This is a genomic window from Serratia sp. L9, from assembly GCF_050632285.1.
Lineage (GTDB): Bacteria > Pseudomonadota > Gammaproteobacteria > Enterobacterales > Enterobacteriaceae > Chania.
The window spans coordinates 1,967,213-1,990,886 of record NZ_CP192591.1; the positions used below are offsets into that span (position 1 = coordinate 1,967,213).

Annotated in this window: 21 protein-coding genes and 3 pseudogenes; 13 read left to right on the forward strand and 11 right to left on the reverse strand. The window is 51.0% G+C overall.

Annotated elements, in window-relative coordinates; translation table 11 throughout:
* Positions 1-90: 90 nt before the first annotated feature.
* From dkgA to yqhD, 3 genes and pseudogenes are all read right to left on the reverse strand, one after another.
* A pseudogene (gene dkgA, locus ACQ86O_RS09375) lies at positions 91-911 on the reverse strand (2,5-didehydrogluconate reductase DkgA).
* Positions 912-1,260: 349 nt separating this feature from the next.
* Positions 1,261-2,307: an NADPH-dependent aldehyde reductase Ahr gene (gene ahr, locus ACQ86O_RS09380; RefSeq protein WP_431224999.1), complete on the reverse strand. Its 1,047-nt coding sequence runs from the start codon at positions 2,305-2,307 to the stop codon at positions 1,261-1,263.
* 160 nt (positions 2,308-2,467) lie between these two features.
* Positions 2,468-3,631: an alcohol dehydrogenase gene (yqhD, locus tag ACQ86O_RS09385; protein ID WP_431225000.1), complete on the reverse strand. Its 1,164-nt coding sequence runs from the start codon at positions 3,629-3,631 to the stop codon at positions 2,468-2,470.
* A 197-nt stretch (positions 3,632-3,828) separates the two neighbouring features.
* Here yqhD and ACQ86O_RS09390 point away from each other — a divergent pair.
* Positions 3,829-4,742 (forward strand): annotated as a pseudogene (locus ACQ86O_RS09390) (AraC family transcriptional regulator).
* Positions 4,743-4,829: 87 nt separating this feature from the next.
* Here ACQ86O_RS09390 and ACQ86O_RS09395 read toward each other — a convergent pair.
* Together ACQ86O_RS09395 and metC are read right to left on the reverse strand one after the other, a co-directional pair.
* Complete coding sequence (locus ACQ86O_RS09395) at positions 4,830-5,486, reverse strand: DedA family protein (protein WP_431225001.1); 657 nt, start codon at positions 5,484-5,486, stop codon at positions 4,830-4,832.
* A 191-nt stretch (positions 5,487-5,677) separates the two neighbouring features.
* On the reverse strand, positions 5,678-6,868 hold the full coding sequence (metC, locus tag ACQ86O_RS09400) for a cystathionine beta-lyase (protein ID WP_431225002.1): 1,191 nt from the start codon (positions 6,866-6,868) through the stop codon (positions 5,678-5,680).
* 99 nt (positions 6,869-6,967) lie between these two features.
* Between metC and ACQ86O_RS09405 the strand changes: the two genes are divergently transcribed.
* The 3 genes from ACQ86O_RS09405 (at position 6,968) to exbD (ending at position 8,678) form a co-directional block, all read left to right on the forward strand.
* The gene (locus tag ACQ86O_RS09405) at positions 6,968-7,162 is read left to right on the forward strand and encodes a hypothetical protein (RefSeq protein ID WP_431225003.1); all 195 of its coding nucleotides are present in this window, start codon (positions 6,968-6,970) and stop codon (positions 7,160-7,162) included.
* A gap of 91 nt (positions 7,163-7,253) precedes the next feature.
* Positions 7,254-8,252: a tol-pal system-associated acyl-CoA thioesterase gene (exbB, locus tag ACQ86O_RS09410; protein WP_431225004.1), complete on the forward strand. Its 999-nt coding sequence runs from the start codon at positions 7,254-7,256 to the stop codon at positions 8,250-8,252.
* A 3-nt stretch (positions 8,253-8,255) separates the two neighbouring features.
* The gene (gene exbD / locus ACQ86O_RS09415; protein ID WP_431225005.1) at positions 8,256-8,678 is read left to right on the forward strand and encodes a TonB system transport protein ExbD; all 423 of its coding nucleotides are present in this window, start codon (positions 8,256-8,258) and stop codon (positions 8,676-8,678) included.
* 59 nt (positions 8,679-8,737) lie between these two features.
* On the opposite strand, the gene ACQ86O_RS09420 is transcribed toward exbD, so the two are convergent.
* From ACQ86O_RS09420 to ACQ86O_RS09430, 3 genes are all read right to left on the reverse strand, one after another.
* A complete protein-coding gene (locus ACQ86O_RS09420) occupies positions 8,738-9,556 on the reverse strand; it encodes a shikimate 5-dehydrogenase (RefSeq protein ID WP_431225006.1) in 819 nt (272 codons plus the stop codon).
* A gap of 543 nt (positions 9,557-10,099) precedes the next feature.
* The gene (locus ACQ86O_RS09425; protein WP_431225007.1) at positions 10,100-10,375 is read right to left on the reverse strand and encodes a hypothetical protein; all 276 of its coding nucleotides are present in this window, start codon (positions 10,373-10,375) and stop codon (positions 10,100-10,102) included.
* Between the two features lie 62 nt (positions 10,376-10,437).
* A complete protein-coding gene (locus ACQ86O_RS09430) occupies positions 10,438-10,908 on the reverse strand; it encodes a winged helix-turn-helix domain-containing protein (RefSeq protein WP_431225008.1) in 471 nt (156 codons plus the stop codon).
* A gap of 731 nt (positions 10,909-11,639) precedes the next feature.
* Between ACQ86O_RS09430 and ACQ86O_RS09435 the strand changes: the two genes are divergently transcribed.
* Positions 11,640-12,269 carry a response regulator transcription factor gene (locus ACQ86O_RS09435; protein ID WP_431225009.1) on the forward strand — a complete coding sequence of 210 codons (630 nt, stop codon included), beginning with the start codon at positions 11,640-11,642 and terminating at the stop codon, positions 12,267-12,269.
* Between the two features lie 87 nt (positions 12,270-12,356).
* Here ACQ86O_RS09435 and ACQ86O_RS09440 read toward each other — a convergent pair whose 3' ends face one another.
* Positions 12,357-14,546 (reverse strand): TonB-dependent siderophore receptor, encoded by a 2,190-nt coding sequence (locus ACQ86O_RS09440; RefSeq protein ID WP_431225010.1) that lies wholly within the window; start codon positions 14,544-14,546, stop codon positions 12,357-12,359.
* Positions 14,547-14,815: 269 nt separating this feature from the next.
* Here ACQ86O_RS09440 and ACQ86O_RS09445 point away from each other — a divergent pair, with 269 nt between their 5' ends.
* Positions 14,816-15,391 carry a type 1 glutamine amidotransferase family protein gene (locus ACQ86O_RS09445; RefSeq protein WP_431225011.1) on the forward strand — a complete coding sequence of 192 codons (576 nt, stop codon included), beginning with the start codon at positions 14,816-14,818 and terminating at the stop codon, positions 15,389-15,391.
* 111 nt (positions 15,392-15,502) lie between these two features.
* On the opposite strand, the gene ACQ86O_RS09450 is transcribed toward ACQ86O_RS09445, so the two are convergent.
* Together ACQ86O_RS09450 and ACQ86O_RS09455 are read right to left on the reverse strand one after the other, a co-directional pair.
* Complete coding sequence (locus ACQ86O_RS09450; RefSeq protein WP_431225012.1) at positions 15,503-16,183, reverse strand: helix-turn-helix domain-containing protein; 681 nt, start codon at positions 16,181-16,183, stop codon at positions 15,503-15,505.
* 119 nt (positions 16,184-16,302) lie between these two features.
* On the reverse strand, positions 16,303-16,623 hold the full coding sequence (locus ACQ86O_RS09455) for a FaeA/PapI family transcriptional regulator (protein ID WP_431225013.1): 321 nt from the start codon (positions 16,621-16,623) through the stop codon (positions 16,303-16,305).
* Positions 16,624-17,375: 752 nt separating this feature from the next.
* Here ACQ86O_RS09455 and ACQ86O_RS09460 point away from each other — a divergent pair.
* From ACQ86O_RS09460 to ACQ86O_RS09490, 7 genes and pseudogenes are all read left to right on the forward strand, one after another.
* The gene (locus tag ACQ86O_RS09460; RefSeq protein WP_431225014.1) at positions 17,376-17,912 is read left to right on the forward strand and encodes a fimbrial protein; all 537 of its coding nucleotides are present in this window, start codon (positions 17,376-17,378) and stop codon (positions 17,910-17,912) included.
* 68 nt (positions 17,913-17,980) lie between these two features.
* The gene (locus ACQ86O_RS09465; RefSeq protein ID WP_431225015.1) at positions 17,981-18,445 is read left to right on the forward strand and encodes a fimbrial protein; all 465 of its coding nucleotides are present in this window, start codon (positions 17,981-17,983) and stop codon (positions 18,443-18,445) included.
* A gap of 191 nt (positions 18,446-18,636) precedes the next feature.
* A complete protein-coding gene (locus ACQ86O_RS09470; RefSeq protein ID WP_431225016.1) occupies positions 18,637-21,210 on the forward strand; it encodes an outer membrane usher protein in 2,574 nt (857 codons plus the stop codon).
* 11 nt (positions 21,211-21,221) lie between these two features.
* Positions 21,222-21,970: pseudogene (locus ACQ86O_RS09475) on the forward strand (fimbria/pilus periplasmic chaperone).
* 63 nt (positions 21,971-22,033) lie between these two features.
* Positions 22,034-22,564, forward strand: a complete 531-nt coding sequence (locus ACQ86O_RS09480) for a fimbrial protein (protein WP_431225017.1) — start codon at positions 22,034-22,036, stop codon at positions 22,562-22,564.
* A 96-nt stretch (positions 22,565-22,660) separates the two neighbouring features.
* Positions 22,661-23,071 carry a fimbrial protein gene (locus ACQ86O_RS09485; RefSeq protein WP_431225018.1) on the forward strand — a complete coding sequence of 137 codons (411 nt, stop codon included), beginning with the start codon at positions 22,661-22,663 and terminating at the stop codon, positions 23,069-23,071.
* 12 nt (positions 23,072-23,083) lie between these two features.
* Entirely contained in the window at positions 23,084-23,617 is a 534-nt protein-coding gene (locus ACQ86O_RS09490; RefSeq protein WP_431225019.1) for a fimbrial protein, read from the forward strand.
* The last annotated feature ends 57 nt before the right edge of the window (positions 23,618-23,674 follow it).

Genomic DNA, 23,674 nt, shown 5'->3' on the forward strand with positions numbered 1-23,674 from the left:
GTTTAAAAGTCACTTATTAGTCACGAATATCAGGGGAGAAGGAGGAAAGCTCACCCTCACTCACGTGGTGTAAATGAGGGTGTGAACGGCTTACAGTGATTCCGGATCCGGCCCCAGGCGATTGCCGATATCCAGTTTGGTGATTTCGCTCAGCTCATCCTTATCCAGTTTGAAATCAAACACTTCAAAGTTTTCACGAATACGTGCTGGCGTGACCGACTTCGGTATCACGATCAGGCCGCTGTCCAGATGCCAGCGCACAACGATCTGCGCCGGTGTCTTGTTGTACTTCTCAGCCAGTTTCTTGATCAGGGGTTGATCGAAAACGCCTTCTCCCCTTGTGCCAATGGGCTCCAGGATTCGGTAGCGATATGATGGGTCGCGTTCCAGGCGCGTAGCTGGCGCTGTTGCAATAGCGGGTGCAGCTCGATCTGGTTGATCACCGGTGCGACGTTGGTTTCATCCAGCAGGCGTTGCAGGTGCGGCGTGTGGAAATTACAGACGCCGATGCTTTTTACCAGCCCTTGTTCACGCAGTTTGATCAAACCGCGCCAGGCATCGACATATTGATCCTGTGCCGGTTTCGGCCAATGGATCAGATAGAGATCGACATAATCCAGCCGCAGTTTTTTCAGGCTGGTTTCCAGCGCTGCCTGCGGATCGCCCTGATCGTCGTTCCACAGCTTAGTGGTGATAAACAGCTCTTCACGCGGGATGGAGGTGGATTGCAGCGCGGCACCCACCCCTTCCTCGTTTTTGTAGATTGCGGCGGTATCGATGGAACGATAGCCAACCTCTAGCGCTTTGGTTACTGCATTGGTGGTTTCTGCAATGCTGGCCTGCCAAACGCCGAGACCCAATTGCGGCATCAGATTACCATCGTGTAGTTTGATGATGGGTTGCATGCGTATCTCCTTATGACAGCTTCCAGGCCGAAGCCCATGTATACCCGTCGTGTTTCAAGCTGCAGCGTTGCTACCTGCTATTACGAACCCCATCCGTGGGTTTCGCCCCTCACGGGGCCGCCGTTCACCGCGTTCAAATCTGTTAGAAATCCAATCATTATGATTTCCCCTACGGGCTGCCGCTTGCGGCATTCAAATCAGTTTCTGACCGATTTGCCCGACAGATTTGTCACCCCCAGCCACTTACCGGAGTAAGCTCCCGGGATGAAAGCGCTGGTCGCCTGGCTGTAACTTGAAATTCCCAGGGTATAGATTAATTTTAGTTCGCAACCTCAGCCATTGCCGAGATTGCCGGTTAAGCGTGCATATCCAGCACGATACGATAACGGGCTTTGCCCGCTTCCAGATGCGCTATGGCATCGTTGACTTTACTGAGTGGGAAATGCTCTACCTGGGGCTCGATCTGGTGCCTGGCGCAGAACGCCAGCATATCTGCCAAGCGTGAAGGGGCTCCGGTAGGTGAAGCCGAAAGCTCGGCCTGTTTGCTGATAAACGAGAACACCTGTACCGGTACCGGGTCTGGGATCGCCCCGACAAAATGCAGGCGGCCTTTAGGTGCCAGAGTGCTGATAAAGGCATCCCAGTCCAATGAGGCGCTGGCGGTTACCAGAATAAAGTCGAGCTGGTTGGCTATAGCTTTCAACGCGTTGCTGTCATTACTGGCCACCACACGGTGTGCACCCAGAGCAAGCGCTTCATCGCGTTTGCTGTTGGACGAGGTAAAGGCCGTAACTTCACATCCCCAGGCATGCATAAAGCGGATCGCCATATGGCCGAGGCCACCGATACCCACGACTCCCACGCGCTGTGTCGGGCGTACATCGTATTGCAACAAAGGGTTGAAAACCGTGATCCCACCGCAGAACAGCGGCCCGGCGCTGGTGACATCAACCTCTTCAGGCAGTGGAATCGCCCAGGCCCAATGGCTGCGGATACGATCGGCAAAACCGCCATGACGGCCAATAATGGTTGGCTGTACTTCATGACACAGATGCTGATCGCCTGATAGGCAGGGATGGCAGTGCATACAACTGCCACGGTTCCAGCCCACGCCAACCACCTGGCCGATCTTCAGCCCTTTATTCTGAGCATGAGCACCGAGCCTGGTCACCTTGCCCACCACTTCGTGGCCCGGTACAAAGGGGTATTGGGTCATGCCCCACTCGTTATTCAGCATGGATAAGTCAGAATGACAGACGCCGCAATAATCGATAGCGACTTCAATTTCATCATCACCCAAAGCTCCAGCGTCGAAGCTGAAAGGCTCAAGCGGCTTTCCCTGGCCGGGCGCGGCCCAGGCACGAATGGTATTGTTGGAAACAGTGCTGGATTGGTTCGCCATAATACTCTCCCATGGGGTTAACGAGACGGTGTCATGCGATGCGATCGAAAGCGCAGTTGAAGCGCAAAACCGTGCCTGGCGATCGACCGGGCACGGGAGGTAGAAATTAAAGCCTAGCAGGAAACTACCATGTTGCGATGAAATCGCGCCGATGTGCTGATTAGCGTGCGGCCTGATAAATGCGCTGGCTGACTTCCAGCGTAATATCCTGATGTTCACCCAGTGCGGTCATACCGTGCTGATGCAATTTGTCGATCAAAGCAGGGATAGAGCTGCCGTCGAGCTGATAATCAGACAGGCGGGTTGGCACGCCCATTTGTTCAAAGAAAGCGCGGGTGGCGGCAATTGCACCGTCGATTCGGCTCTCTTCAGAACCTTCACGCAGGCCCCAGACGCGGTCAGCGTATTGCAGGAGTTTTTCACGTTTCTGGGCTTTCTTCTCAACCAGCAAGGCTGGCAGCACGATGGCCAGAGTTTGTGCATGATCCAGGCCATGCATAGCGGTCAGTTCATGACCGAGCATATGCGTTGCCCAGTCTTGCGGCACCCCGGCACCGATCAGACCGTTCAAGGCCATGGTGGCACTCCACATCACGTTGGCTCGTACCGCGTAGTTTTCTGGTTCTGCCAATGCGCGTGGGCCATCTTCCAGCAGCGTCAGCAGCAGGCCCTCCGCAAAGCGATCCTGCACTTTAGCATCGACCGGGTAAGTCAGGTATTGCTCAATGGTGTGTACAAACGCGTCCACTACGCCGTTGGCAATCTGACGTGGCGGCAAAGAGTAGGTCACCACCGGATCCAGTACGGCGAACAACGGCTGCACGTGTGGGGAGAAGAAATGCTGTTTGTCACCGCTGCTCTTGCGGGTGATCACCGCACCGCTGTTGGATTCTGAACCGGTCGCTGGCAACGTTAGCACGCAGCCCATGGGTACTGCGCTGGTGATTTCGCTACCCACGGTTTTCAGGATATGCCAGGGATCGCGGTCTGCCTGGTAGTCAGCAGCTGCTGCAATAAACTTGGTGCCATCAACTACGGAACCGCCGCCCACGGCTAACAGGAAGTCGATGTTTTCTGCCCGCACGATTTCTACTGCTTTCATCAGCGTTTCGTAGGTTGGGTTAGGTTCAATGCCGGAGAACTCCTGCACGTTACGGCCTGCCAGTGCGGAATAGACCTGATCCAGCACGCCGTTTTTCTTCACGCTGCCGCCGCCGTAGGTGATCAGGATGCGGGCATCAGCCGGGATCTGGTTGCCCAGATGGGTGATCTGATCTTTACCGAACAGGATTTTGGTTGGGGTGTAGAGAGTAAAGTTTTGCATGAATGTTTTCTCTATTGGTATCAGGAAAGCGCCAAAGAGCGCAAAGTAACTGGGGTGTATTGTCAGTAACTTGGCCCGTTCGCACAATGCACATTCCTGTTCGTGTCTTGCCTATTTCTACTGAATACTGTAGGAAATGCCTTTTATGCTCTATTATTTATGCCTAATTGTTCAGTGTGTAAGGGGACGTTTGCTTGATGGAAAATGATACGTTGCATGGCCGAATGGCGCGCCAGGCATTGCAGTTTGCTGCAGGCAAAGGTTATAGCCCTTCGCCGGTTCCACAGGTGAGGATCCTGTATACCGACGAACATTGCCCACGTCAGCCGGTGATGTATGAGTCCGGTATCGTGATCGTCTTTCAGGGGCATAAGGTGGGATATTGTGGCAATAAAGTGTTTCAGTACGATCCGAACAATTATCTGCTGATGACGGTACCGTTGCCGTTTGAATGCGAAACCTTTGCCAGCCCGGAGCAGCCGATGGTGGGGTTGGCAGTGAATATCGATAGCCAGATGCTGCAGGATCTGCTGATCGACATCGGTGATAACGACTATCTGATGAAGCCGCGGGGAGAAAGCAGCGGCGTTAACCTTTCCCCCTCACCAACGAAATGTTGTGTGCCACCGAGCGCTTGCTGGACGTGATGGCCAAACCCCTTGATGCCCGCGTGCTGGGGCCACAGATAGTGCGTGAGCTGCTTTATTACGTGCTGCGCGGCAGTTGCGGGGCTTCGTTGCAGGAATTGGTCAACCGTCACACGCATTTTAGCCAGATCGCCAAGGCGCTGCGGCGGATTGAAAATCAGTATGCGGAGAACCTGAACGTCGAACAGTTAGCGTATGAGGTGAATATGAGCGTGTCGGCGTTTCACCATAACTTTAAAGCGGTGACCAATACTTCACCGTTGCAGTATGTGAAGTCCTATCGCCTGCACAAGGCACGCCTGCTGATGGTGCATGATGGTTTGAAGGCCAGTACGGCGGCGATCCGCGTAGGTTACGAAAGTGCTTCGCAGTTCAGCCGCGAGTTTAAACGGTTGTTTGGTATAACGCCGAGCGATGAACTCGCCCGGTTGCGGGACAATAATCAGGTGATGTTACAGGGTTGACGCGCCAGCAAGACTCGGTCACAGCCAGGGTGAGCGAGCGCTTCGGGCGGTAAGCCCAAGCGGCGGTTCTCTCTGTTGGCGGTGTCGTCAGGCAGCGCGTTTTTTGCGCCAGATAACCAGCATAACGCCTACCAGCCCAAATACTAAAAGTGCCACAGGCAAGATCATCAACCCTGCCATGACCTGATCTTCATGGCGTTTGACCAACGGGATCTGGCTGAAGGCATAACCTAGCGTGACCACTGAACCGACCCAAAGCAGCGCGCTTAACCAGTTGAATATCTGAAAGCGCGTGTTATTCAGGCCCGAGATCCCGGCCATGGTTGGTAGCAGCGTGCGGACAAACGCCAGGAAACGGCCAATCAGCAGGGCGACAAGGCCGTGGCGGTTAAACAATATATGAGCACGCTGGTGGTATTGCGCCGGTAACTGCAATAGCCACCCTTTTACCACCGAGGTATGGCCAAGCCATCGTCCTTGCAGATAGCTTAGCCAGCAACCAAGGCTGGCGGCAATGGTGAGGATCACCAGCGTAGGGATAAAGCCCATCACGCCTTTGGCAATCAATGCGCCAGCCAACAGCAGCAGGCTGTCACCTGGGAGGAAAGATGCTGGCAGTAATCCGTTTTCCAAAAACAGGGTGGTGAAAAGAACAACATAAACCACCCAAATCACGCTGGGATCGGCAAGCGCAGTGAAATCCTGCGTCCACAGAGCGTGAACAATCTCTTTCAATACTTCCATTTTCTGTCCTGTGGTGCCTGGGCTGACTTTCTATAGCCTATCGTATTTTTTGCAGATAGGTCGTACCCAGAGTTGTAGGCTTGGAGCACCGTCATAGTGTAACGCTATTAGCTTAAGTGGACATTAAACAGAACGCAGAAATGTGTCAAAGGCGCAAAAAACATAGGCGACCAGCGGATCGCCCAGCTATTTCAACGTGCGATGCGCGCAAAACCAGCGGCGAGATCGTCGATCAGGTCTTGTACATTCTCCAATCCGATATGGACACGCACCAGCGTACCGGAGAAATCCACGCCGCCTGCAGGGCGGATAGCCTCCAGCTCTTCCGGTTGGTTCGCCAGGATCAGCGACTCGTAACCTCCCCAGGAATACGCCATGCTGAAGAGGCTGAAGTTATCAAGATAGTCGGCCAACTGTTCATTGCTGAGCCGTTGCTTTAATACAAAGGAGAACAGGCCGTTGCAGCCGCTGAAATCGCGGCGATAAAACTCGTGCCCTTTACAGCCGGGCAGGGCCGGGTGATTAACGACTGCGACCTCTGGCCGTTGTTCCAGCCATTGCGCAACGGCAATGCTGCTCTGCTCATGCTGTTTGAGCCGCACGCTCAGGGTACGCAGACCTCGGCTGGCCATATAGGCCGTATCTGCATCGACCATCTGCCCCATCAGGTAGGAATACTCACGTAACCGTTCCCAGCAGCGGGCATTTGCTACCGCCGTGCCGAGCATATAGTCCGAGTGGCCAATGATGTACTTGGTGCCTGCCTGTATGGAAATATCGATATCAAATTCCAGCGCCTTGAACAGCACCCCCGCCGCCCAGGTGTTGTCGATCATGATGACAATTTCCGGGTTCACGGCACGAATGGCTTTGACCATCGCCGGGATATCCTGCACCTCCATGGTGATAGAGCCAGGGGATTCAAGAAAGACTACGCGCGTATTGGCCTGGATCAACGACGCGATCCCGGCACCGATCAGCGGATCAAAATAGCGGGTGGTCACGTTCATCCGGCCAAGAATATGGCTGCAGAAGTCTTGTGTCGGCTCATAGACCGAACCGGTGACCAGCAGGTGATCGCCTGCGCTAACGAAAGACAGAATGGCATTGGCTACCGCCGCTGCGCCGCACGGATACAGCACGCAGCCCGCACCACCCTCTAATTCGGTCATTGCATCCTGAAAGGCAAAATGGGTGAGGGTGCCACGGCGGCCGTAAAACAGCTCGCCCTGAGCACGTTTTGCGGTGGCGTGTTTCTTGGCGGCCACCGATTCAAATACCAGTGATGAAGCACGCTGAGTCACCGGATTGACCGAGCCCTGAGTATAACGTTTACTGCGCCCGGCGCCGATCAGCGCGGTTTCGAGATTTTTTGACGTCATTGATGATTTACCTTGCTTCACTCTGCCCATTTTGCGATAGCCTTTACGTTAGCATGCCAAATAATAGCCATCCAGACGTTTTAACTTCTATAGGTGAAAATGGTGGTGACAGGTAAATGCCTATGCGTCATGGTGCGCCCTGCGGTCTCTTTCGCCATAAAGATCAAAAAAACGGCATTTGCGGTGACTGGTTTGTTAGCTTTTTTGGTCAGCAATGTTATGCCAAAGGGCGTAGAAACCCTGATAGTCATTGGGGTTGCATCATTTTTTGGCCGCCAATGCGATATTGAGTAAATAATAATGATAACTACTATCAATCCATGATTGGTTTGATATGATCACCCGCTGATTCTTCCTTAAATGTTTAAATGGGTGGAGGCGCAGCGTGAAAACGGCTGGCAAAATGATAAATCAAAGTGCTCATGGGGCAGACCGTGGGCAATGGGGCGCACTGGGGCGTAGTGTGATCGCCTCAGTGGTATTGGTGGTGGGGTTGGCAGGCCTGGCTCAGGCGGCACCGGCCACTGCACCCGTCGTAGCCCAAAGCGTTGCCACAGCAACGGCACCTGACGTAACCGCACCAGAAGTTGCCACTCCTGAAGCGGTAGCCCCGGAAAATATCACCCCGGTTAATCCAGCACCGACTATCCAGCCGCCAGAGACCCGTGGCATGGATCTTTCCGTCTGGGGCATGTATCAGCATGCCGATATCGTGGTAAAAACCGTGATGATCGGTCTGGTACTGGCTTCTATCATCACCTGGACCATTCTGTTTGCCAAAGGCAGCGAATTGATCCGCTCCAAGCGCCGTTTGCGCAGTGAGCAGCAGGCGCTGGCCAATGTTCGCTCGCTGGATGATGCCTCCGAAGTGGCACAAAGCTTCTCTGAAGAAAGCATCAGTGCAGTGCTGCTGCAGGATGCGCAGAACGAGTTGGAGCTTTCGGCAGCCTCTGACGACAATAACGGGATTAAAGAGCGTACCGGTTTCCGCCTTGAACGCCGTGTTGCGGCCTATGGCCGACAACTGGGGCGCGGCAATGGGTTCCTGGCGACCATTGGTGCTATTTCACCGTTCGTGGGCTTGTTTGGCACCGTATGGGGCATCATGAACAGCTTTATCGGCATTGCCCAATCGCAAACCACCAATCTGGCCGTTGTGGCACCAGGCATTGCTGAGGCCTTACTAGCTACGGCTCTTGGCCTGGTAGCGGCAATTCCGGCGGTCGTGATTTACAACATCTTCGCTCGTGTTATCGGCGGCCACCGCGCCCAGGTGGGCGATATGGCTGCACAGGTTCTGCTGCTGTTGGGCCGCGATCTGGATCTGGCCGCAACGGCCGAGGCTAAACGTTCGCAGCATGCACACCAGTTGCGGGCGGGGTGAGTTATGGCGATGCGCTTAAATGAAGATCTGGACGACAGCGGCGAACTGCATGAAATCAACGTGACGCCGTTTATCGATGTCATGCTGGTGCTGTTGATCATCTTTATGGTGGCTGCGCCGCTGGCAACGGTAGATATTCGCGTCGATCTGCCAGCTTCTACCGCCAAACCGCAACCGCGCCCGGAAAAGCCGGTGTTCCTGTCGGTCAAGGCTGACAAACAACTCTACGTTGGCGATGAGCCAGTAACGGCCGAACAACTGACATCGGTACTGGATCAGCGTACTCAATCGAACAAAGAGACCACCATTTTCTTCCAGGCAGATAAGACCGTCGATTATGAAACACTGATGAGCGTGATGGATACGCTACGTAAATCCGGTTATCTGAAGGTCGGGCTGGTGGGGATGGAAGGCGTTGCAAAATAACGCTTAACATTGCTGCTGGAGAAATTAAAAGGGGCCAATTTGGGCCCCTTTTACTATTTCTAGCCACGTGCATGGGCTGCGGCGCGGTCAATCTGCTCATGGGTCGGGCGAACGCCGGTATACAGAACAAACTGTTCCAATGCTTGCAATGCGATCACTTCTGCACCGGTAATGACCTGTTTGCCCTGTTCGTGCGCATAACGAATCAATGGGGTTTCTGCTGGCAACGCCACAACATCGAAGGCGATCCTGGCTGCCTGGATCGCTGCTGGCTCAAAGGCCAACTGTTCGGATTCTGTTCCCCCGGCCATACCGATTGGCGTGACGTTAATCAGCATATCAACCTGTAAATTCCCCATTTCTGCCAACCACTGGTAGCCGTATTGTGCGGCCAATGCCTGTCCAGCCTGTGGGTTACGCGCGATGATATGGCCGTGTTTAAACCCGGCATCACGCAGGGCGGCGGTTACGGCTTTGGCCATACCCCCGCTGCCACGCAGGGCAAATGAGGTAGCCGCAGGGATCTGGTACTGTGCCAAGAGCTTGGCGATAGCGATATAGTCGGTGTTATAAGCACGCAAAAAACCCTCGTCGTTAACAATGGTATTAACCGATTCTATCGCCGTAGCCGAAGCATCCAATTCATCAAGGTATGGGATACAGCTTTCCTTGAACGGCATGGAAACCGCACAACCACGGATCCCCAGCGCCCGCACGCCACCTACCGCTGCCTGAATATCTTTGGTGGTGAACGCCTTATAGATAAAATTCAGATCCAGCTCCTGATAAAGATAGTTGTGGAAGCGGGTGCCGAAATTACCTGGCCGGCCAGCCAGTGACATACACAGCTGCGTATCTTTGTTGATTTCACGACTCATAGGGGATCCTCGGTAAGGTAAGTTTCCCCACTGCCATTCTGGTCGCGCCGGGCCGCTGTTTGAAAGACAGTAGGATAATGGGTTCAGCTTACGCCAAATGAGGATAAATTCAGATAATTTGCGCATTTATTGGGGCACAGTGCCGGCCACGTCAGCTTCAGAACCCCCTAAAGGCAGATGAGTATTGCTATTGCGAGGCTGCTTTCAGGCTGATGTTGCCTTGTCATGAGTCACCTGTGGATTAACGGGAACTCATATAACCCAGGCTCACGATTGCCAAGACATGGCTACTGACACACACAAACAATTAATGGGGCAGAAAACGCTTTGATAAGAATCGCATTTTTATGAAGCTTTTTACTTCTGAATCAAGCTTTATCCCTGGGATCTCAGGCAATACTCTGTCGTACCATCCTAAATGATAGGTATGATTTATTGGGTATCACAATGGAATAGTTATCTATTATTATATTGAGATATGAAAAAGAATATCAATCATAAGACGATAATGAACGATGGGGTGATGACGACTTTTTATGTACATTACTCAAGTGCCTGGTAGTTTATACATTTTTTGTATTCGATGCTGTTAATTTTTCTGCAGGCGGAGAGAAATCTAATTGTAAGATGCTCGTTGTTTGGCCGCGTTTCTGCATAATAAATATCAATATCTTCTCTGGTGCAATCTATCCCTTCCTCCGTCATTTCTTTGATAACTTTATCAATATGGTTTTTTTCAGGTTGGTTGTTATTCAAGTCATAGATACTGCATTTTTCATGGGTAATTAAAAAACTGATATCTTCTTTTGTCGGGTCCATTAATAATGCCACCCAGGCAACACTCGCGGTTAAAAGGAAAGCGGATACCAAGGTAGCGATGATTATCCAGTACTTTTTTTAGACCGACGCTGTTCTTTTATCGTCGTGTCCATCATGTCGATATCTGAGAAGGGGCTGATTTCCTCTGCGGTAGCCACTTTCTCAGTGGCCTGGTTTTGTTCTTTTATTGCCGTCGTCGGGCTTGGTATAGGATGGATTTCCGCATCCATTCTAAATCCCACCCGCGGTACGGTGAAAATGATGTTTTTATTCATGCCCAAACTGGTGAGGGCCTTGCGGAGTTCACTAATGTGGTTGTTCAAGCTGGCATTAGAAGGAGAAAAACCGTAATCCTCCCAAACACTCTTTAAAATGTCATCACGGTTAAGATTGACTCTATTATTATTAATCAATTCACTGAGCAGCCTGGTGGCCGGTTTCGACAATTCAACAGACTGTTGAATATCATTTTCAAGTACTAGCGCTCTATTTTCAGGATCGAAGGTAATAGTTAAGTTTATTATATAGTTCATGGTAATAATTTATTATCCCTAATGTGAGTTTTTCACCATACGCCAAGGCTAAGAATAGTCTCATCCATTTCGCTTTGGATGGGAATTTAGTTGTTATCGATACCTGTAGTCAACCCTTGTTTCAATTATTTTTTTATCAATGTTAATTTATTAAATCTTTACCAGTATGATCTTCTCATCAGTTGTTAAGTTTTAGGTTAAGTCGAGATTAAAAGCTATAAATATAAATTTATCGGCATAAAAAACTAATTAATCATTATTATTTAGATTATTTTGCTTGTTTTTGTCGTATTAAATAAAATTAATGCTGTTGGAATGTGGTGGCGATATATAAAGTGATGCAGTGTAGATGTTGTATACAAGGGGCTTAAGTGATGGTTCACATTTCTATCCTTATACATATCATCGAGGTTTTCACACCGAGTAAACCGCATCTGTTTTTGCTCGCTATTTCAGAACACGGGATTGGACCAACCCTATGGCAATAAGCCACCACAACAGATTTCGTGACGCTGTTCTCGCGGGGCCATAACCCTTTAAATGGGGGGCTGAGTGTAGCTACTCGATGGCTAATTATTGATGCAAAATAGAGGGTTCACCAGGTTGATGTTTGAAGATCTTGCTTCTCAACTCCTGATGAAAGCCTCATTTTGTACATTTTCGACAATACCGACGTGAGATGAAATACAGGGTCTTGGTTACACCTAGTGTCTGGTATATAAGGAGATAAAGTGAAACCACATGTTTTTATTTCTATTCAGGATCCCAACAGTTTTTTTGCGTTAGGTATACAAAATATTTTTCAGGAATATTTTTTAGCAAAAGGTTGGGCGTTAAATTTTGTGTCGGTCTCATCAGAGATTAAGGCCGATCTGATCATTCGTGCCGAATCGATCGGTGATCCGATACGCCCCTATCGATTCAGAAGAAAACAGCGGGAAGGCAGATTCGGAACTATCTTGGTTCATGAAATACTCACTCCCAATGTGAAGCAAGATGAATCAGGCAAGAATAACTTTTTCGTATTTGGCCGCCGGGAGCAGCCAGATACCTTGGTACGTGTGGTGGATGAATTATTCAGCCAGGTATGTCCTCAGTCTTTATCAGAAAGAAAAGAGATTGGCTGCGATCATCTGCAACTAACGCCGAGAGAGCGAGAAGTCCTGGAGGGAATAGCCTGGGAGCTAACCCCAGGCCAGATCGCGAATAAATTGATGCTTAACGTCAAGACGGTCAGTTCACATAAACTCACTGCGATGCGCAAACTGGGTTTCAAGCGGAATAGCGAACTGTATCACTGGTTATTCCATGGTGGATTGGCCCCCAAAAAAGACGTTTTATCCTATGGGAATGGAGCCTGAACTTCACCTATCGGTGGGTTTTTGATACTGCGTTACCGGTTGCCAAAAGGAGCCCGGCAAGGCCGGGGCAACTTTTATAAAATGTTGTCAGAAGGACAAGCTCAGGCCTGCGTAATAGGCACGCCCCGGTTCGTTATAGGTCGATGCTCCTTCATTTTCACGGTACACTTTCTTATCGAACAGATTGGTGATGCCGGTATTTAAATGCAGATCTTTCATCAGGTCGTAATTCACCCCAAAACCTACCACCGAGTATGCCCCAACTTCCTTACTGGAGAGCGTGCCAGTTTCTGTGCGGCTCTCGGCATATTCTCGCGGTTTTTGCCGCCCATACAACGTCCAGCTCAGGTTGGTGGATAACTTATCGGTGACCTGATAATCAAGCAGGGTATTAATGGTGTATTTTGGGATCACCGACAGCGGGTTGCCCGTATCCTTGTTTTCAGAGGTGATCATATAAGTCGCGTTGGTGCGCCAGGTGAGCGTATCAACGACCAGCGGCACCACCAGATTGCCTTCCAACCCTTCTACCAGCGCCTTACCGCCGTTTTCCCACTGCAAAATATTGTAACCATTGGAGGCGTAACCGATGATCTCGGTTCCAGCCACGATTTTGTTTTTATAGTCGTTGCGGAAATAGGTAATACCAGCATCATACCCTTGCCAGGTAAATTCGAGGCCGAGCTCCTTGTTAATGCTGGTTTCCGCTTCCAAATCGTTGTTCCCGAGCAGGTAGCAACTGCCGGAGGCAATATTGTTCGGGCAGCCATTGCCACGGGTAGATAACAGATAACCTTCGCTGGACTGGTAAAGGTTGGGGGCTTTAAACGCTCGGGCGATGCCCGCTTTCAGTTTGAAATACTCCCCGAGCTCTTGCGAGACGTTCAGGCTTGGGCTCCAGTTGGCACCAAATTTATTGTGATAATCGAAACGCAGACCGGGGATCACGAAGGTACCTGCGATGGGTTCAATATTATCTTCAAGATAAAGTGAACCGATCTGCGCGCTGTTTTTTGGGCTGCGTGAAGAGGGGTCCCCCGATGCATCACCAATGACCACACCGCTTGCATCGGTCATCAGCATGGAGGCGGGATCGTTGAGCTGTTCGCGATTCCATTCTGCACCAAGAGTGAGATTTTGTTCGAACAGCAAATCCAAGGGGATATTTACCTCACCGCCCGCACGGTAATTCTCCAACCGGCTGGTGTTATAGGTGGTATCGTTGATCATGCCTTCTACACGGCCAGTGGTTCCTTCTGCCAGACGGGTGTTATTGGTTTTTTCATAGTTGAGACTCAGGCGGGATTGGCCCCAATCCCAGATACCGTTGTGAGTAATGCCATACGTTTGGCGATACAGACGGTTAGTTTCCTGTCCATAAAGTGAAGCAACCAGATCGTTGGGGCTGAGGTTACCATTACTGTATTGGGTATCACCGGCGTAGATATTACCTTGGCGGCTATAGGCATACTCAAAATCGACAATTTGTTGTGGGTCGATTTTCCAAGAGAGCAGGGCGTTAATGTCTTTGTTTCTTACCCCTTCGCGGCCCGCAGCATAAGACCCGTTTTGCTGCGTGTTGATATCATAAGCATCGGCATCCGTTTTATTGAGATTACCAAACAGGCGCATAGTCAGTGCATCCCCCGCCAAGGGGCCGCTCAAACTGAAGTTGGCCCGATTTGTCGTGCCTTCCTTGTTATTTTCGGGGTAGTTGGTGAACAGGGAAATCTTGCCATGCCAGTCTTTGGTCGGGCGCTTAGTGATGATATTAACCACGCCACCGGCCGCGCCGGAGCCATAACGGGCCGCAGCTGGACCACGTAAGACTTCAATACGTTCAACCATTTCTGGTGGCACCCAGTTGGTATCTCCTCGGGTGTCTCTCTCCCCACGCCAGCTGTAACGAACAGAATTGCGTGAGGTCGCAGGGACGCCATCAATAAGGATCAAGGTATTTTCAGGACCCATGCCACGGATATCAATTTGGCGATTATTGCCACGGCTGCCGCTGGCACTGTTGCCGGTGAGGTTTACGCCGGGCATCCTGCGGATAATATCGGAAAGATCGTTGACCGGCGGGGTTTTACGGATGTCGTCGGCGGTAATAATAGAAACGCCAGGCTGTTGCTTCAGCTCTTCGGCAGCAGTGGCACGCACCACCATGGGTTCTTTATCTTCTTCTGGTGCCTCTTCGGCTGCAACGCCATAACCACTGAAAAGCCCTGCCAATAACAATGTACAAGGTCGCAACCTGCTATTTCTTGTAGTAATCATCGCAACAATCCCTTTTATATTAATAAATTGATAACAAATGTAACTAATTTTACAGATGGGAATTGTAATGATAATTATTTGTATTTAAACGCAGGAAAGCGTAAATTCACATTTTCTCCACAATCGAAAAGATAAATTTTCAAATATTGGGGGGATAAATAATGATGTCAGCTGGCTACTGACGGAAACTGACAGCAGCTTCGAATACTGTTTTTTTCCGGAAGGAGGATCCTGGGGGATCACCAGCCATCATCAATTAAGAGGTTCATATGATTCGTGCAATAACTATCCTCACAGAAAATTTCTCAGATTGGGAAACGGCTCTGGTTAACTCGGCAGGGCGTTGCTATTTCGGTTTTGAAACGCGCTTTGCCACTCCAGGCGGAAACCCCGTCACCTCTTCTGGCGGCATGCTTGTCTCTCCACATCTGGCGATAGAAGCTATTGAGCTTGAAGAAGTCGATCTGCTAATGGTGTGCGGGGGGACAATCTGGCAAACCGAACAGGCTCCAGATATCACCAACCTGGTTGCTACCGCCTATCGCGGCAACGTGGTGGTCGCGGGGATTTGTGATGGGACACGCGTGCTGGCGCAAGCGGGTGTGCTTGACACCGTTCTGCATACTTCCAATTCGGCGGAAAACCTGTCGAGCCTGAATTATGCTGGGGCGGCTTACTACCAGAATGTGCCTTATGCGGTGGCTGACAGGCGCGTTATCACCGCACCTGGCACTGCCCCGGTCAGCTTTATGGCCGAGGTTTTACGTACTTTGGGTATTAATGACGAAAACCTCACTGCCTATCTGGCGATGCATGCGGCGGAGCACAGCAAACCCATTTTATAACCCCCTATCTGCAGGAACCTATCGCAGGTTCTGGAGGTAGCATGTTGAGATAGGTTCAGGCTGGTGTACGCGAACCGTCTGTATACGTATACCTGCGGCTTCTCCTTGGATCTACAAATTGCATTGGTGGCAGGGGGCTGATTTCTGGCAGCTCCGTTGGTTTCTGCTTGGAAAGTTGCAGCGATCTTTCATACAGATAGTGCCCCCTCCCTGAAGAAGCCATTGGTACAGTTCCTGATTACATCTGAAATTCAGCTTACGCATGGCGTTCTGTTTATGGGCATTCGCTGTTTTATTGCTGATATGTAAATAGGCTCCGGTGTCTCGCCCGTTCATTCCCTTGTGTATGCACCGTAAAACCTCCTCCTCCCTGGACGTCAATGGTGACAGGCATAAGCAGTCGTGGTTGGCCGCTAATGAAGGCAGGGGCGGTGAAAACAACACGCTATCCAGCATGTCATAGAGTGCGTACAGAGATTGGTGACGATGCAAGGCTTTTGAATTGCATTTGTCACACTGAACCCCTGATTTAAATACGCTTTTGTTCCGACGAAGTTCTTTGATGAAGAACACGGTCGGATGGCAATCATGCTGATGCAGCCGGTAAAGCCAGGGAGAATTGGCGGCAAGATTACCTAAGAAAACGATATCGACTTTGGCATCAGTCTGTTTTTCTTCAAGCAGATGGATGTTCTGCTGACGAGCCTGGAAAAATGCCTGGAGCCCTTGGCGTAGGCCGTCGATAAAATAGCGGTCAGTGTCGATTATTAGAATGGAGAGTGACTGTGCCACGATATGAAGTCCTTTCTATCAGGGTGTCTGTCAAACGTTAATCTCAGAGGCAGACACAACGATGGATGAATATCAGCGCTAAAAAAGATAAAAAAGGTGTCGCAGGTTAATGAGCCTATTTAGCCTTCTGCCACAATAGATTGTTCTTCCCTTCTTTCATGCTGTTTCGATAAGCGAGAAGATTCTGCAATGTACCAGCGTAAACTGTTATTGAGTGCGCCAGAAGTAACATAAGCTTTTTTGTTTTCAACCAGCCTTAGTAGATAGTAACGAGCAAGATAGATAGTTATTTCGCAGTATTCTGCGACTTCTCGTGTCTTTGGCCATTGTGCCTGAGGAGGGATGGCTGTCTGAGGCGTGTCATTTTTGCAGAGCGCTCTCAAGGCAAAGAGAACATTATTAAGCTGTTTTTCTCTTTCTTTATTGCTGTGATAAGACATTTCACCACCTCCATTTAATGTGTCTTGGTAGGAAAGATAGAACTGGATTAACCTTACTGTGCTAAATTTATCTAAGTGATAACAAGGAGGGGCCGTTGGAATTAAAAGTCCCTTTTCCATCCGCACGAGGCATCAGTCTACCATTCTAAGCTATCACGGACTATTGTTTTGTAAAAATGAAATTCACGATCAGTGAGATCGTATTATGACTATTTTACAGAATAAAATGCCAATTAATCCATTTTTGCGACCGGCATGGTCGCAATAGGAATATTCTTGAATAAAAATAAGATTTTTATGGCGAAATTGGGCAATTAAGAAAAAGTACTTTCAAATCTTAGAGGTATTTGCAATACTTTTTGGGCGACAGGAACAGGGAGGAGTCTGATGGAAAAACTAAGAATTTTCTAACTATAAATATATTTTACACTCACTCTATGGTTGGTGTATCTATTTTTATGGTTAAAAACATTTATTGGTATGACTGTCGTAATAAAATTTAATTTTATTAGTTTACCCATGGATTCGGCTGCGAAAAATGTTGTTTATTTTTTGCGTGCCACCCCCTGCCTTAAATAGAGGTGAAGGAAAAGGATGCCTTCTTATGTACCCATTGAAAGGATTCTGCCTGATATATCAACCACTACTCGAATAAAACAGCACTGCATTGTACCGGCAGGCACCGTTTCTATTGTGTCGGGATGAATATATCTGGATTTCTCGTTAATTAACGTTTTAAGGATAAAGAAAACATGAAACTGACTAACATTGCGCTGGCTACTATTTTGTCTCTGGGAATGGTGTCTATGGCAAATGCCGACGCTGGTTCTGGCAAGGTAACATTCGATGGTAAAATCATTGATGCACCTTGCTCTATCGCCCCAGAAAGCATTGACCAAACCAAGAGTTTTGGCCAAGTGGCAAATGTGGCGCTGGTGAACGGCGGCAAATCCAGCGTACTGAATTTTGATATCAAACTGCAAGGTTGCGATATCACCTCCAAGAACAAGGTGCAAGTTACCTTCACTGGCCCATATGGCGGCACGGATGGTACTTCCAATACTCTGCTGGCTATCACTGGTATTGCCAAAGGGGCGAGTATTGCCATGGTGGATGGTTCTAACCAACCGATCATTCTGGGTACCCCGACTACCATACAGAACCTGCAGACCGGGGCTAACACCCTGAGCTTCTCGGCTTATCTGCAAGGGCATGCTGGCACTACCTTGACTGATATCGTGGAAGGTGTCTTCACCTCAACCACCAACTTTACGCTGGCCTACAACTAATAGCGTATGTGACTGCATGCGGTTTCCGCATGCAGTTTTTGCTTTCCTCGTTCATTACGGGAGCCTGGATGTCAGGGAATATATTTACTGCTGCCAAGCTGTTCTTACTGGTGAGTGCTGCTACTGCGCTGCCGGTTTGGGGAGGAAGCCAGCTCAACATGAACGGAGCGATAGTCGCCACTGCCTGCGACATAGATACCACGAGCCGTGATCAGACCATTGATATGGGGACGTTGCCCTTTGATCAGATAGTCAGAAACAGCCAGGCATTGGCACAACCTTTCAGTATCAAACTGGTCAACTGCACGTTGAACCATTCTGGCGGCACTATCCTGGGCAGGCAGCATTTCCGGGTCACGTTTACTGGCCGCAATGAGGATGGGCGTTTCGGCGTTGAAGGTGAGGCCCGTGGCGTGGCGCTGGTGTTAAGTGATGCGCAGGGCAATGAGGCCATTCCGAGCGAAGAGCTCCCCCGCAGACTCCGGTGCTGCAGGGTAAGGACATTCAGCTTCACTACTCCGCCCGCATGGTGAGCAACAATCAGCCGCTGCAGACCGGCACCTACAGTGCCCAAGTGCGCTATCAGCTGGAATACCACTGAGAAGCACGCAGACGTGATGATGGGCTGTCAACGCGTCAAGACAGATTTACTTTCTCGGAGGGGTAATCCCTTCAATAACAACGATAACGTCCGGGAAGGTTATTAACGCATAAAGGTCAATGGATGATGAGCACCCCACTTGTAGGATTACAGGTTCCACGTACCCGCCTGTTGCCGCTGCTGATTGCGTTGGCATTGGTGAATGGTCAGGTGTCTGCCGCAAAACCCATCGAATTCAATACCGAAATGCTCGATATTCAGGAGCGTGACAACATCGATCTGGGGCGTTTTTCCCGTAGCGGTTATGTCATGCCGGGTGAATATAGCCTGCTGATCAATATCAATCAGCAGGAGTTGCCGGAACAAACCGTTCCTTTCTACGCCTCAGCGGCTGATCCGAGCATCACCGAAGCCTGCCTGTCGGTGGCATTGGTGGAACAGATGGGCCTCAAGGCAGAGTTTACCCGTCAGCTAACCTGGTGGCGTGGCGGACAATGTTTGACGATTGGTAGCCTGGAAGGGATGACGGTGCGCCCTGAACTGGGCAGCAATACGTTGTATATCAGTGTCCCACAGGCTTATCTGGAATACAGCAATGCCGATTGGGACCCGCCTTCGCGCTGGGATGATGGTATTCCCGGGCTGTTGCTGGATTACAACCTTAACGCCCAGAGCCAGCGTCAGGATCAGAATGATGAAATCCAGAAGGGCTATAGCCTGAACGGTAACGGGGTGGTGGGCGCCAACGTGGGAAGCTGGCGTTTACGGGCCAGTTGGCAGACCCAGATTGACCATCAGACCGGCTCAGGGCAATCCAGCCAACGTGATTTTGACTGGACACAGTATACCGCTTACCGGGCAATCGCAGCGCTTCGCGCCAAACTGACGGTAGGGGAAGATTTCTTAAATTCCGACATTTTCGACAGTTTCCGTTACACCGGCCTGAGCCTGGTGAGTGACGACGCGATGCTGCCACCGAACCTGCGCGGTTATGCGCCGGAGGTGAGTGGGGTGGCACGTACTAACGCCCGGGTAGTGGTCAGCCAGCAAGGGCGCGTGCTGTATGAGTCGCTGGTGCCTGCGGGGCCGTTCCGCATTCAGGACTTGAGCAATGCCGTCTCGGGGCTGATGGATGTGCGCATTGAAGAGCAGGACGGCAGCGTGCAGACATTCAGCATCAGCACGGCGAGTATCCCTTATCTGACGCGGCCAGGAATGGTGCGCTACAAACTGGCCAGTGGTCGGCCAACAGACTGGCGGCACCGTACGCAGGGGCCACTTTTTGGCAGCGGTGAGTTCTCATGGGGTGTCAGCAACGGCTGGTCACTGTTTGGCGGTGGCGTTGTCGCCGGTGACGAGTATAACGCGCTGGCTGTGGGGATTGGCCGTGACCTGATGGCGCTGGGAGCATTGTCGTTTGACGTGACTCAGTCGCGGGCGCGTTTGCCACAGGGAGAAACTCTGAGTGGGGGCTCCTACCGCCTGCGTTATTCGAAAAACTTTGACCAGATTGGTGGCCAGGTGACCTTCGCCGGTTACCGTTTCTCGGAACGCAGCTTTATGACCATGGGCGAGTTTCTGGAGGTGCGTAACCTCGGAACCCGTAGCCAGAACAGCAAAGAGATGTACACGGTGTCCTACAGCCAGCAGTTCCGTGATATAGGGCTGACGGCCTATCTGAACTACGACCATCAAACCTATTGGGATCGGGACGCCAACGATCGCTATAGCCTGTCGTTGATGCGCTACTTCGACCTCGGGCGCTTTAAAAACCTCAGCCTGACGATGACCGGTTACCGCAATGGGTACAACGGACAGAATGACGACGGGGTATTCCTGTCCATATCTATGCCGTGGGGCAACGGCGGGTCAGTCAGCTACAGCGGCACGCAGGATCGCAATGACAATACCCACCGGGTGAGTTACTCAGATCGGGTCGGCGATCGCGGCAACTATCAGGTGAGCAGCGGCTGGAACCGTCATGGCGCATTGGCCAGTGGGTTCTATAGCCATCAGGCGGATTGGGCGCAGATTAACGCCACCGCCAGTGCCCAGTCGGGGAGTTACAGCACGGTTGGGTTGGCGCTGCAGGGGGATGACGGCAACCGCCGAAGGGGCGGCGCTGCACCGGGTGGCGATACCGGGGGGACCCGTCTGTTGGTTGACACCGATGGCGTGGCAGGTATCCCTATTCGCAACTATGGCGCACCGGTGCTGACCAACCGCTTCGGCAAAGCCGTGGTGGCAGATATCAACAGTTACTACCGCAACCGTATCAATATCGATCTGGACAAGTTGCCGGATAACGCCGAAGCAATGAAATCGGTGGTGCAGGCGACGATGACGGAGGGAGCGATAGGTTATCGCAGGTTTGACGTGGTTGCCGGTGAGAAGGCAATGGCGGTAATACGCCTGGCCGACGGCACTATGCCGCCGTTCGGTGCCACGGTACAGAACCTGAAAAAACGTGATGTGGGGATCGTCAACGACGGCGGCAGCGTGTACCTGAGCGGCATTGAGCGTGGAGAGAAGATGACGGTTCACTGGGACGAAAAGGCGCAGTGCGAACTGACAATGCCGAGCACATTGCCGGCTGACGGAATGAGTGAATTGCTACTGCCGTGTCGGGCACTTGCCCCCAACACAAGCACAACAGATCTGGCCGCAGTACAGACCCAGGCGGAGACAATACGATGACTGGACAGGATATGAAAAAAGTAAATACAGGAATGGTGCTGGTCGCCGGAACCCTGCTGTGCGCACTGGTGACAGAGGCTCAGGCAGCCATTGCGCTGGATCGTACCCGGATTATCTTTGCCGGGGGGAGAAGTCGGTGAGCCTGAGTGTCAATAATGACAACCCGCAATTACCCTACCTGGCGCACGGCTGGATAGAAGATGCGAAGGGTAACAAGGTGACCAGTCCGTTAACGGTATTGCCGCCAGTACAGCGTATTGAACCGGGTGCGAAAAGCCAGGTTAAAGTCCAGGCTTTGCCGGTGTTAAGCCAACTGCCACAAGATCGGGAAACGCTGTATTACTTTAACCTGCGTGAGATCCCGCCGAAGAGTGAAAAGGCAAACACGCTGCAGTTAGCGTTACAGACGCGTATCAAACTGTTCTATCGCCCAAAGGCACTGGTGAAGACCACGACAGAGATGGCGACGCCGTGGCAGGAACAACTGACGCTCATCAGGCAGGGTGACAAATACGTAGTGAAAAACCCGACGCCTTACTACGTGACGCTGGTGGATGCGGGTAGCCGAAAGGGTGTGAGCGCACCGGGTTTTGAGCCGTTGATGCTGGAACCGCAAGGCAGTGCTCCGCTGAATGTTGCTGCAGGGGTATTAGGTGGATCGCCGGTACTGACCTACGTCAATGATTATGGTGGGCGGCCAGCGCTAACGTTCCGCTGTGGCGGGGCAGACTGTCAGGTGATACCTGAGAAGAAAGGTTAACCCAAACCGGTCGTGCCAGGTTACAGGGAGAGGGCGCGGATCGGGTCTGCAAGGAGAGAACGTATGCAACAAAATTATCCTGTTCCTGGCAAGCATCGCCGGGAGGGAATAAGGGCAGGGAAGCAGCGTGCCGGGATTTTGCTTGGCTTCTTGCTGGCCACTGCCCCGGCGGTTGCCAATGTGCCGGTGAATATCAGAGGGACAATCATCCTCCCTCCGCCCTGTATTATTAACAATAATCAGACCATTCGGGTGGATTTCGGCGATGAGGTGATGACCACCCGTGTTGATGGCGTCAACTATAAGCAGGCCATCAGCTATAGCCTTAATTGCGAAATTCAGAAATCCAACAGCCTGAAAATGAGTATCCAGGGCAGCCCTACCAGTTTTAATTCGGGGTTACTGAGTACCAATAAAGACGATCTTGGGATCGCTTTGTACTATGAAACACAACAGTTAAATATCAATACCTGGTTTAACTATACCTACCCTAATCAACCGGTACTTTATGCGGTGCCGGTCAAGCGGGGTGGGGCAAACCTGACCGGTGGGGAATTCACTGCATCAGCGACATTACTGATCGATTACCAGTAAACAGAGGGAGACATTGACTATGCGCATCTTATTGTTGTCCCTGCTGATTGTGGGCTTTAGTGGATATTTACCGGTTGCATTGGCAGCCGGGGGGATATGGAGTTTCGCGGGACATTACTCGAACCGCCTCCTTGCACCATCAATAGCGGCAATAATATCACCGTTGATTTTGGCTTAAAGGTCGGTATTAAAAAGGTGGATGGCGTTAATTATATGCAGGACATTAATTATGACCTGGTCTGCGAACCTAATACTCACAGCTGGGTATTGAAGCTGAAGTTAACTGGGAGCAACACCTCTTTTGATAACGCGGCGGTGCAAACCAACATTAACGGTCTGGGGATTAAAATTCTCCGTGATGGTGTGCCCTTTATCCTGGGCAGTGAAATTACCACCACGCCAGCCAATAAACCCCACCTTCAAGCGGTGCCGGTGCAACAGCCGGGCCTGGTGTTAACGGAAGGTCCGTTTGAAGCGGCGGTAACGCTACAGGCTGACTACCAATAATAGGGAGGCAACATGATGCGATTTTCAGCACTTTTACTGCCCTTGATGGTAGGGCTTATGGGGTTACCTGGCTTGTCTTCAGCCGTCGATAATGTACGTTTCAAGGGGGCTTTGGTTGCAGAGCCCTGCACATTGCGACTGGCAGATGAAGATATCAATATCGATTTTGGTTCGATAGTTGAGAAGTATATGTATATCAACGGCCGCACGTTGGGGCAGCCTCTGGTAATGCATCTTGATGATTGTGATATCAGCCTGGGTAATCTGGTGAAACTGACATTTTCCGGCATAGAAAACACCCGATTGAATGGGCTGCTGGCGATATCCGGCGCAAGCCAGACCAGCGGCATTGCCATCGGTATTGAAACGCCGCAGGGAAATCTGGTGGCCTTAAATAGCGCCAGCTACAACCAGGGGTTAGTCACCGGCAATAATATCATCAGCCTGCGGGCCTATGTGCAGGGAGAACCCGAGGCGATTATCCAACAAACTATTAATCCTGGTGCCTTTACCGCCAGTGCTACGTTTTTATTGGAATATGAGTAGCCTGCAATACGGCTGACCCTGACACCAACGGCGGACGCATTAATACGCAATGGATAA

Bases quoted from the DNA above. Each gene is read 5' to 3' on its own strand.
- ahr (WP_431224999.1), bottom strand. From the start codon at position 2,307: ATGGCGAACCAATCCAGCACTGTTTCCAACAATACCATTCGTGCCTGG.
- yqhD (WP_431225000.1), bottom strand. From the start codon at position 3,631: ATGCAAAACTTTACTCTCTACACCCCAACCAAAATCCTGTTCGGTAAA.
- ACQ86O_RS09395 (WP_431225001.1), bottom strand. From the start codon at position 5,486: ATGGAAGTATTGAAAGAGATTGTTCACGCTCTGTGGACGCAGGATTTC.
- metC (WP_431225002.1), bottom strand. From the start codon at position 6,868: ATGACGTCAAAAAATCTCGAAACCGCGCTGATCGGCGCCGGGCGCAGT.
- ACQ86O_RS09405 (WP_431225003.1), top strand. From the start codon at position 6,968: ATGGTGGTGACAGGTAAATGCCTATGCGTCATGGTGCGCCCTGCGGTC.
- exbD (WP_431225005.1), top strand. From the start codon at position 8,256: ATGGCGATGCGCTTAAATGAAGATCTGGACGACAGCGGCGAACTGCAT.
- ACQ86O_RS09420 (WP_431225006.1), bottom strand. From the start codon at position 9,556: ATGAGTCGTGAAATCAACAAAGATACGCAGCTGTGTATGTCACTGGCT.
- ACQ86O_RS09425 (WP_431225007.1), bottom strand. From the start codon at position 10,375: ATGGACCCGACAAAAGAAGATATCAGTTTTTTAATTACCCATGAAAAA.
- ACQ86O_RS09430 (WP_431225008.1), bottom strand. From the start codon at position 10,908: ATGAACTATATAATAAACTTAACTATTACCTTCGATCCTGAAAATAGA.
- ACQ86O_RS09440 (WP_431225010.1), bottom strand. From the start codon at position 14,546: ATGATTACTACAAGAAATAGCAGGTTGCGACCTTGTACATTGTTATTG.
- ACQ86O_RS09445 (WP_431225011.1), top strand. From the start codon at position 14,816: ATGATTCGTGCAATAACTATCCTCACAGAAAATTTCTCAGATTGGGAA.
- ACQ86O_RS09455 (WP_431225013.1), bottom strand. From the start codon at position 16,623: ATGTCTTATCACAGCAATAAAGAAAGAGAAAAACAGCTTAATAATGTT.
- ACQ86O_RS09460 (WP_431225014.1), top strand. From the start codon at position 17,376: ATGAAACTGACTAACATTGCGCTGGCTACTATTTTGTCTCTGGGAATG.
- ACQ86O_RS09465 (WP_431225015.1), top strand. From the start codon at position 17,981: ATGTCAGGGAATATATTTACTGCTGCCAAGCTGTTCTTACTGGTGAGT.
- ACQ86O_RS09470 (WP_431225016.1), top strand. From the start codon at position 18,637: ATGATGAGCACCCCACTTGTAGGATTACAGGTTCCACGTACCCGCCTG.
- ACQ86O_RS09480 (WP_431225017.1), top strand. From the start codon at position 22,034: ATGCAACAAAATTATCCTGTTCCTGGCAAGCATCGCCGGGAGGGAATA.
- ACQ86O_RS09485 (WP_431225018.1), top strand. From the start codon at position 22,661: ATGGAGTTTCGCGGGACATTACTCGAACCGCCTCCTTGCACCATCAAT.
- ACQ86O_RS09490 (WP_431225019.1), top strand. From the start codon at position 23,084: ATGATGCGATTTTCAGCACTTTTACTGCCCTTGATGGTAGGGCTTATG.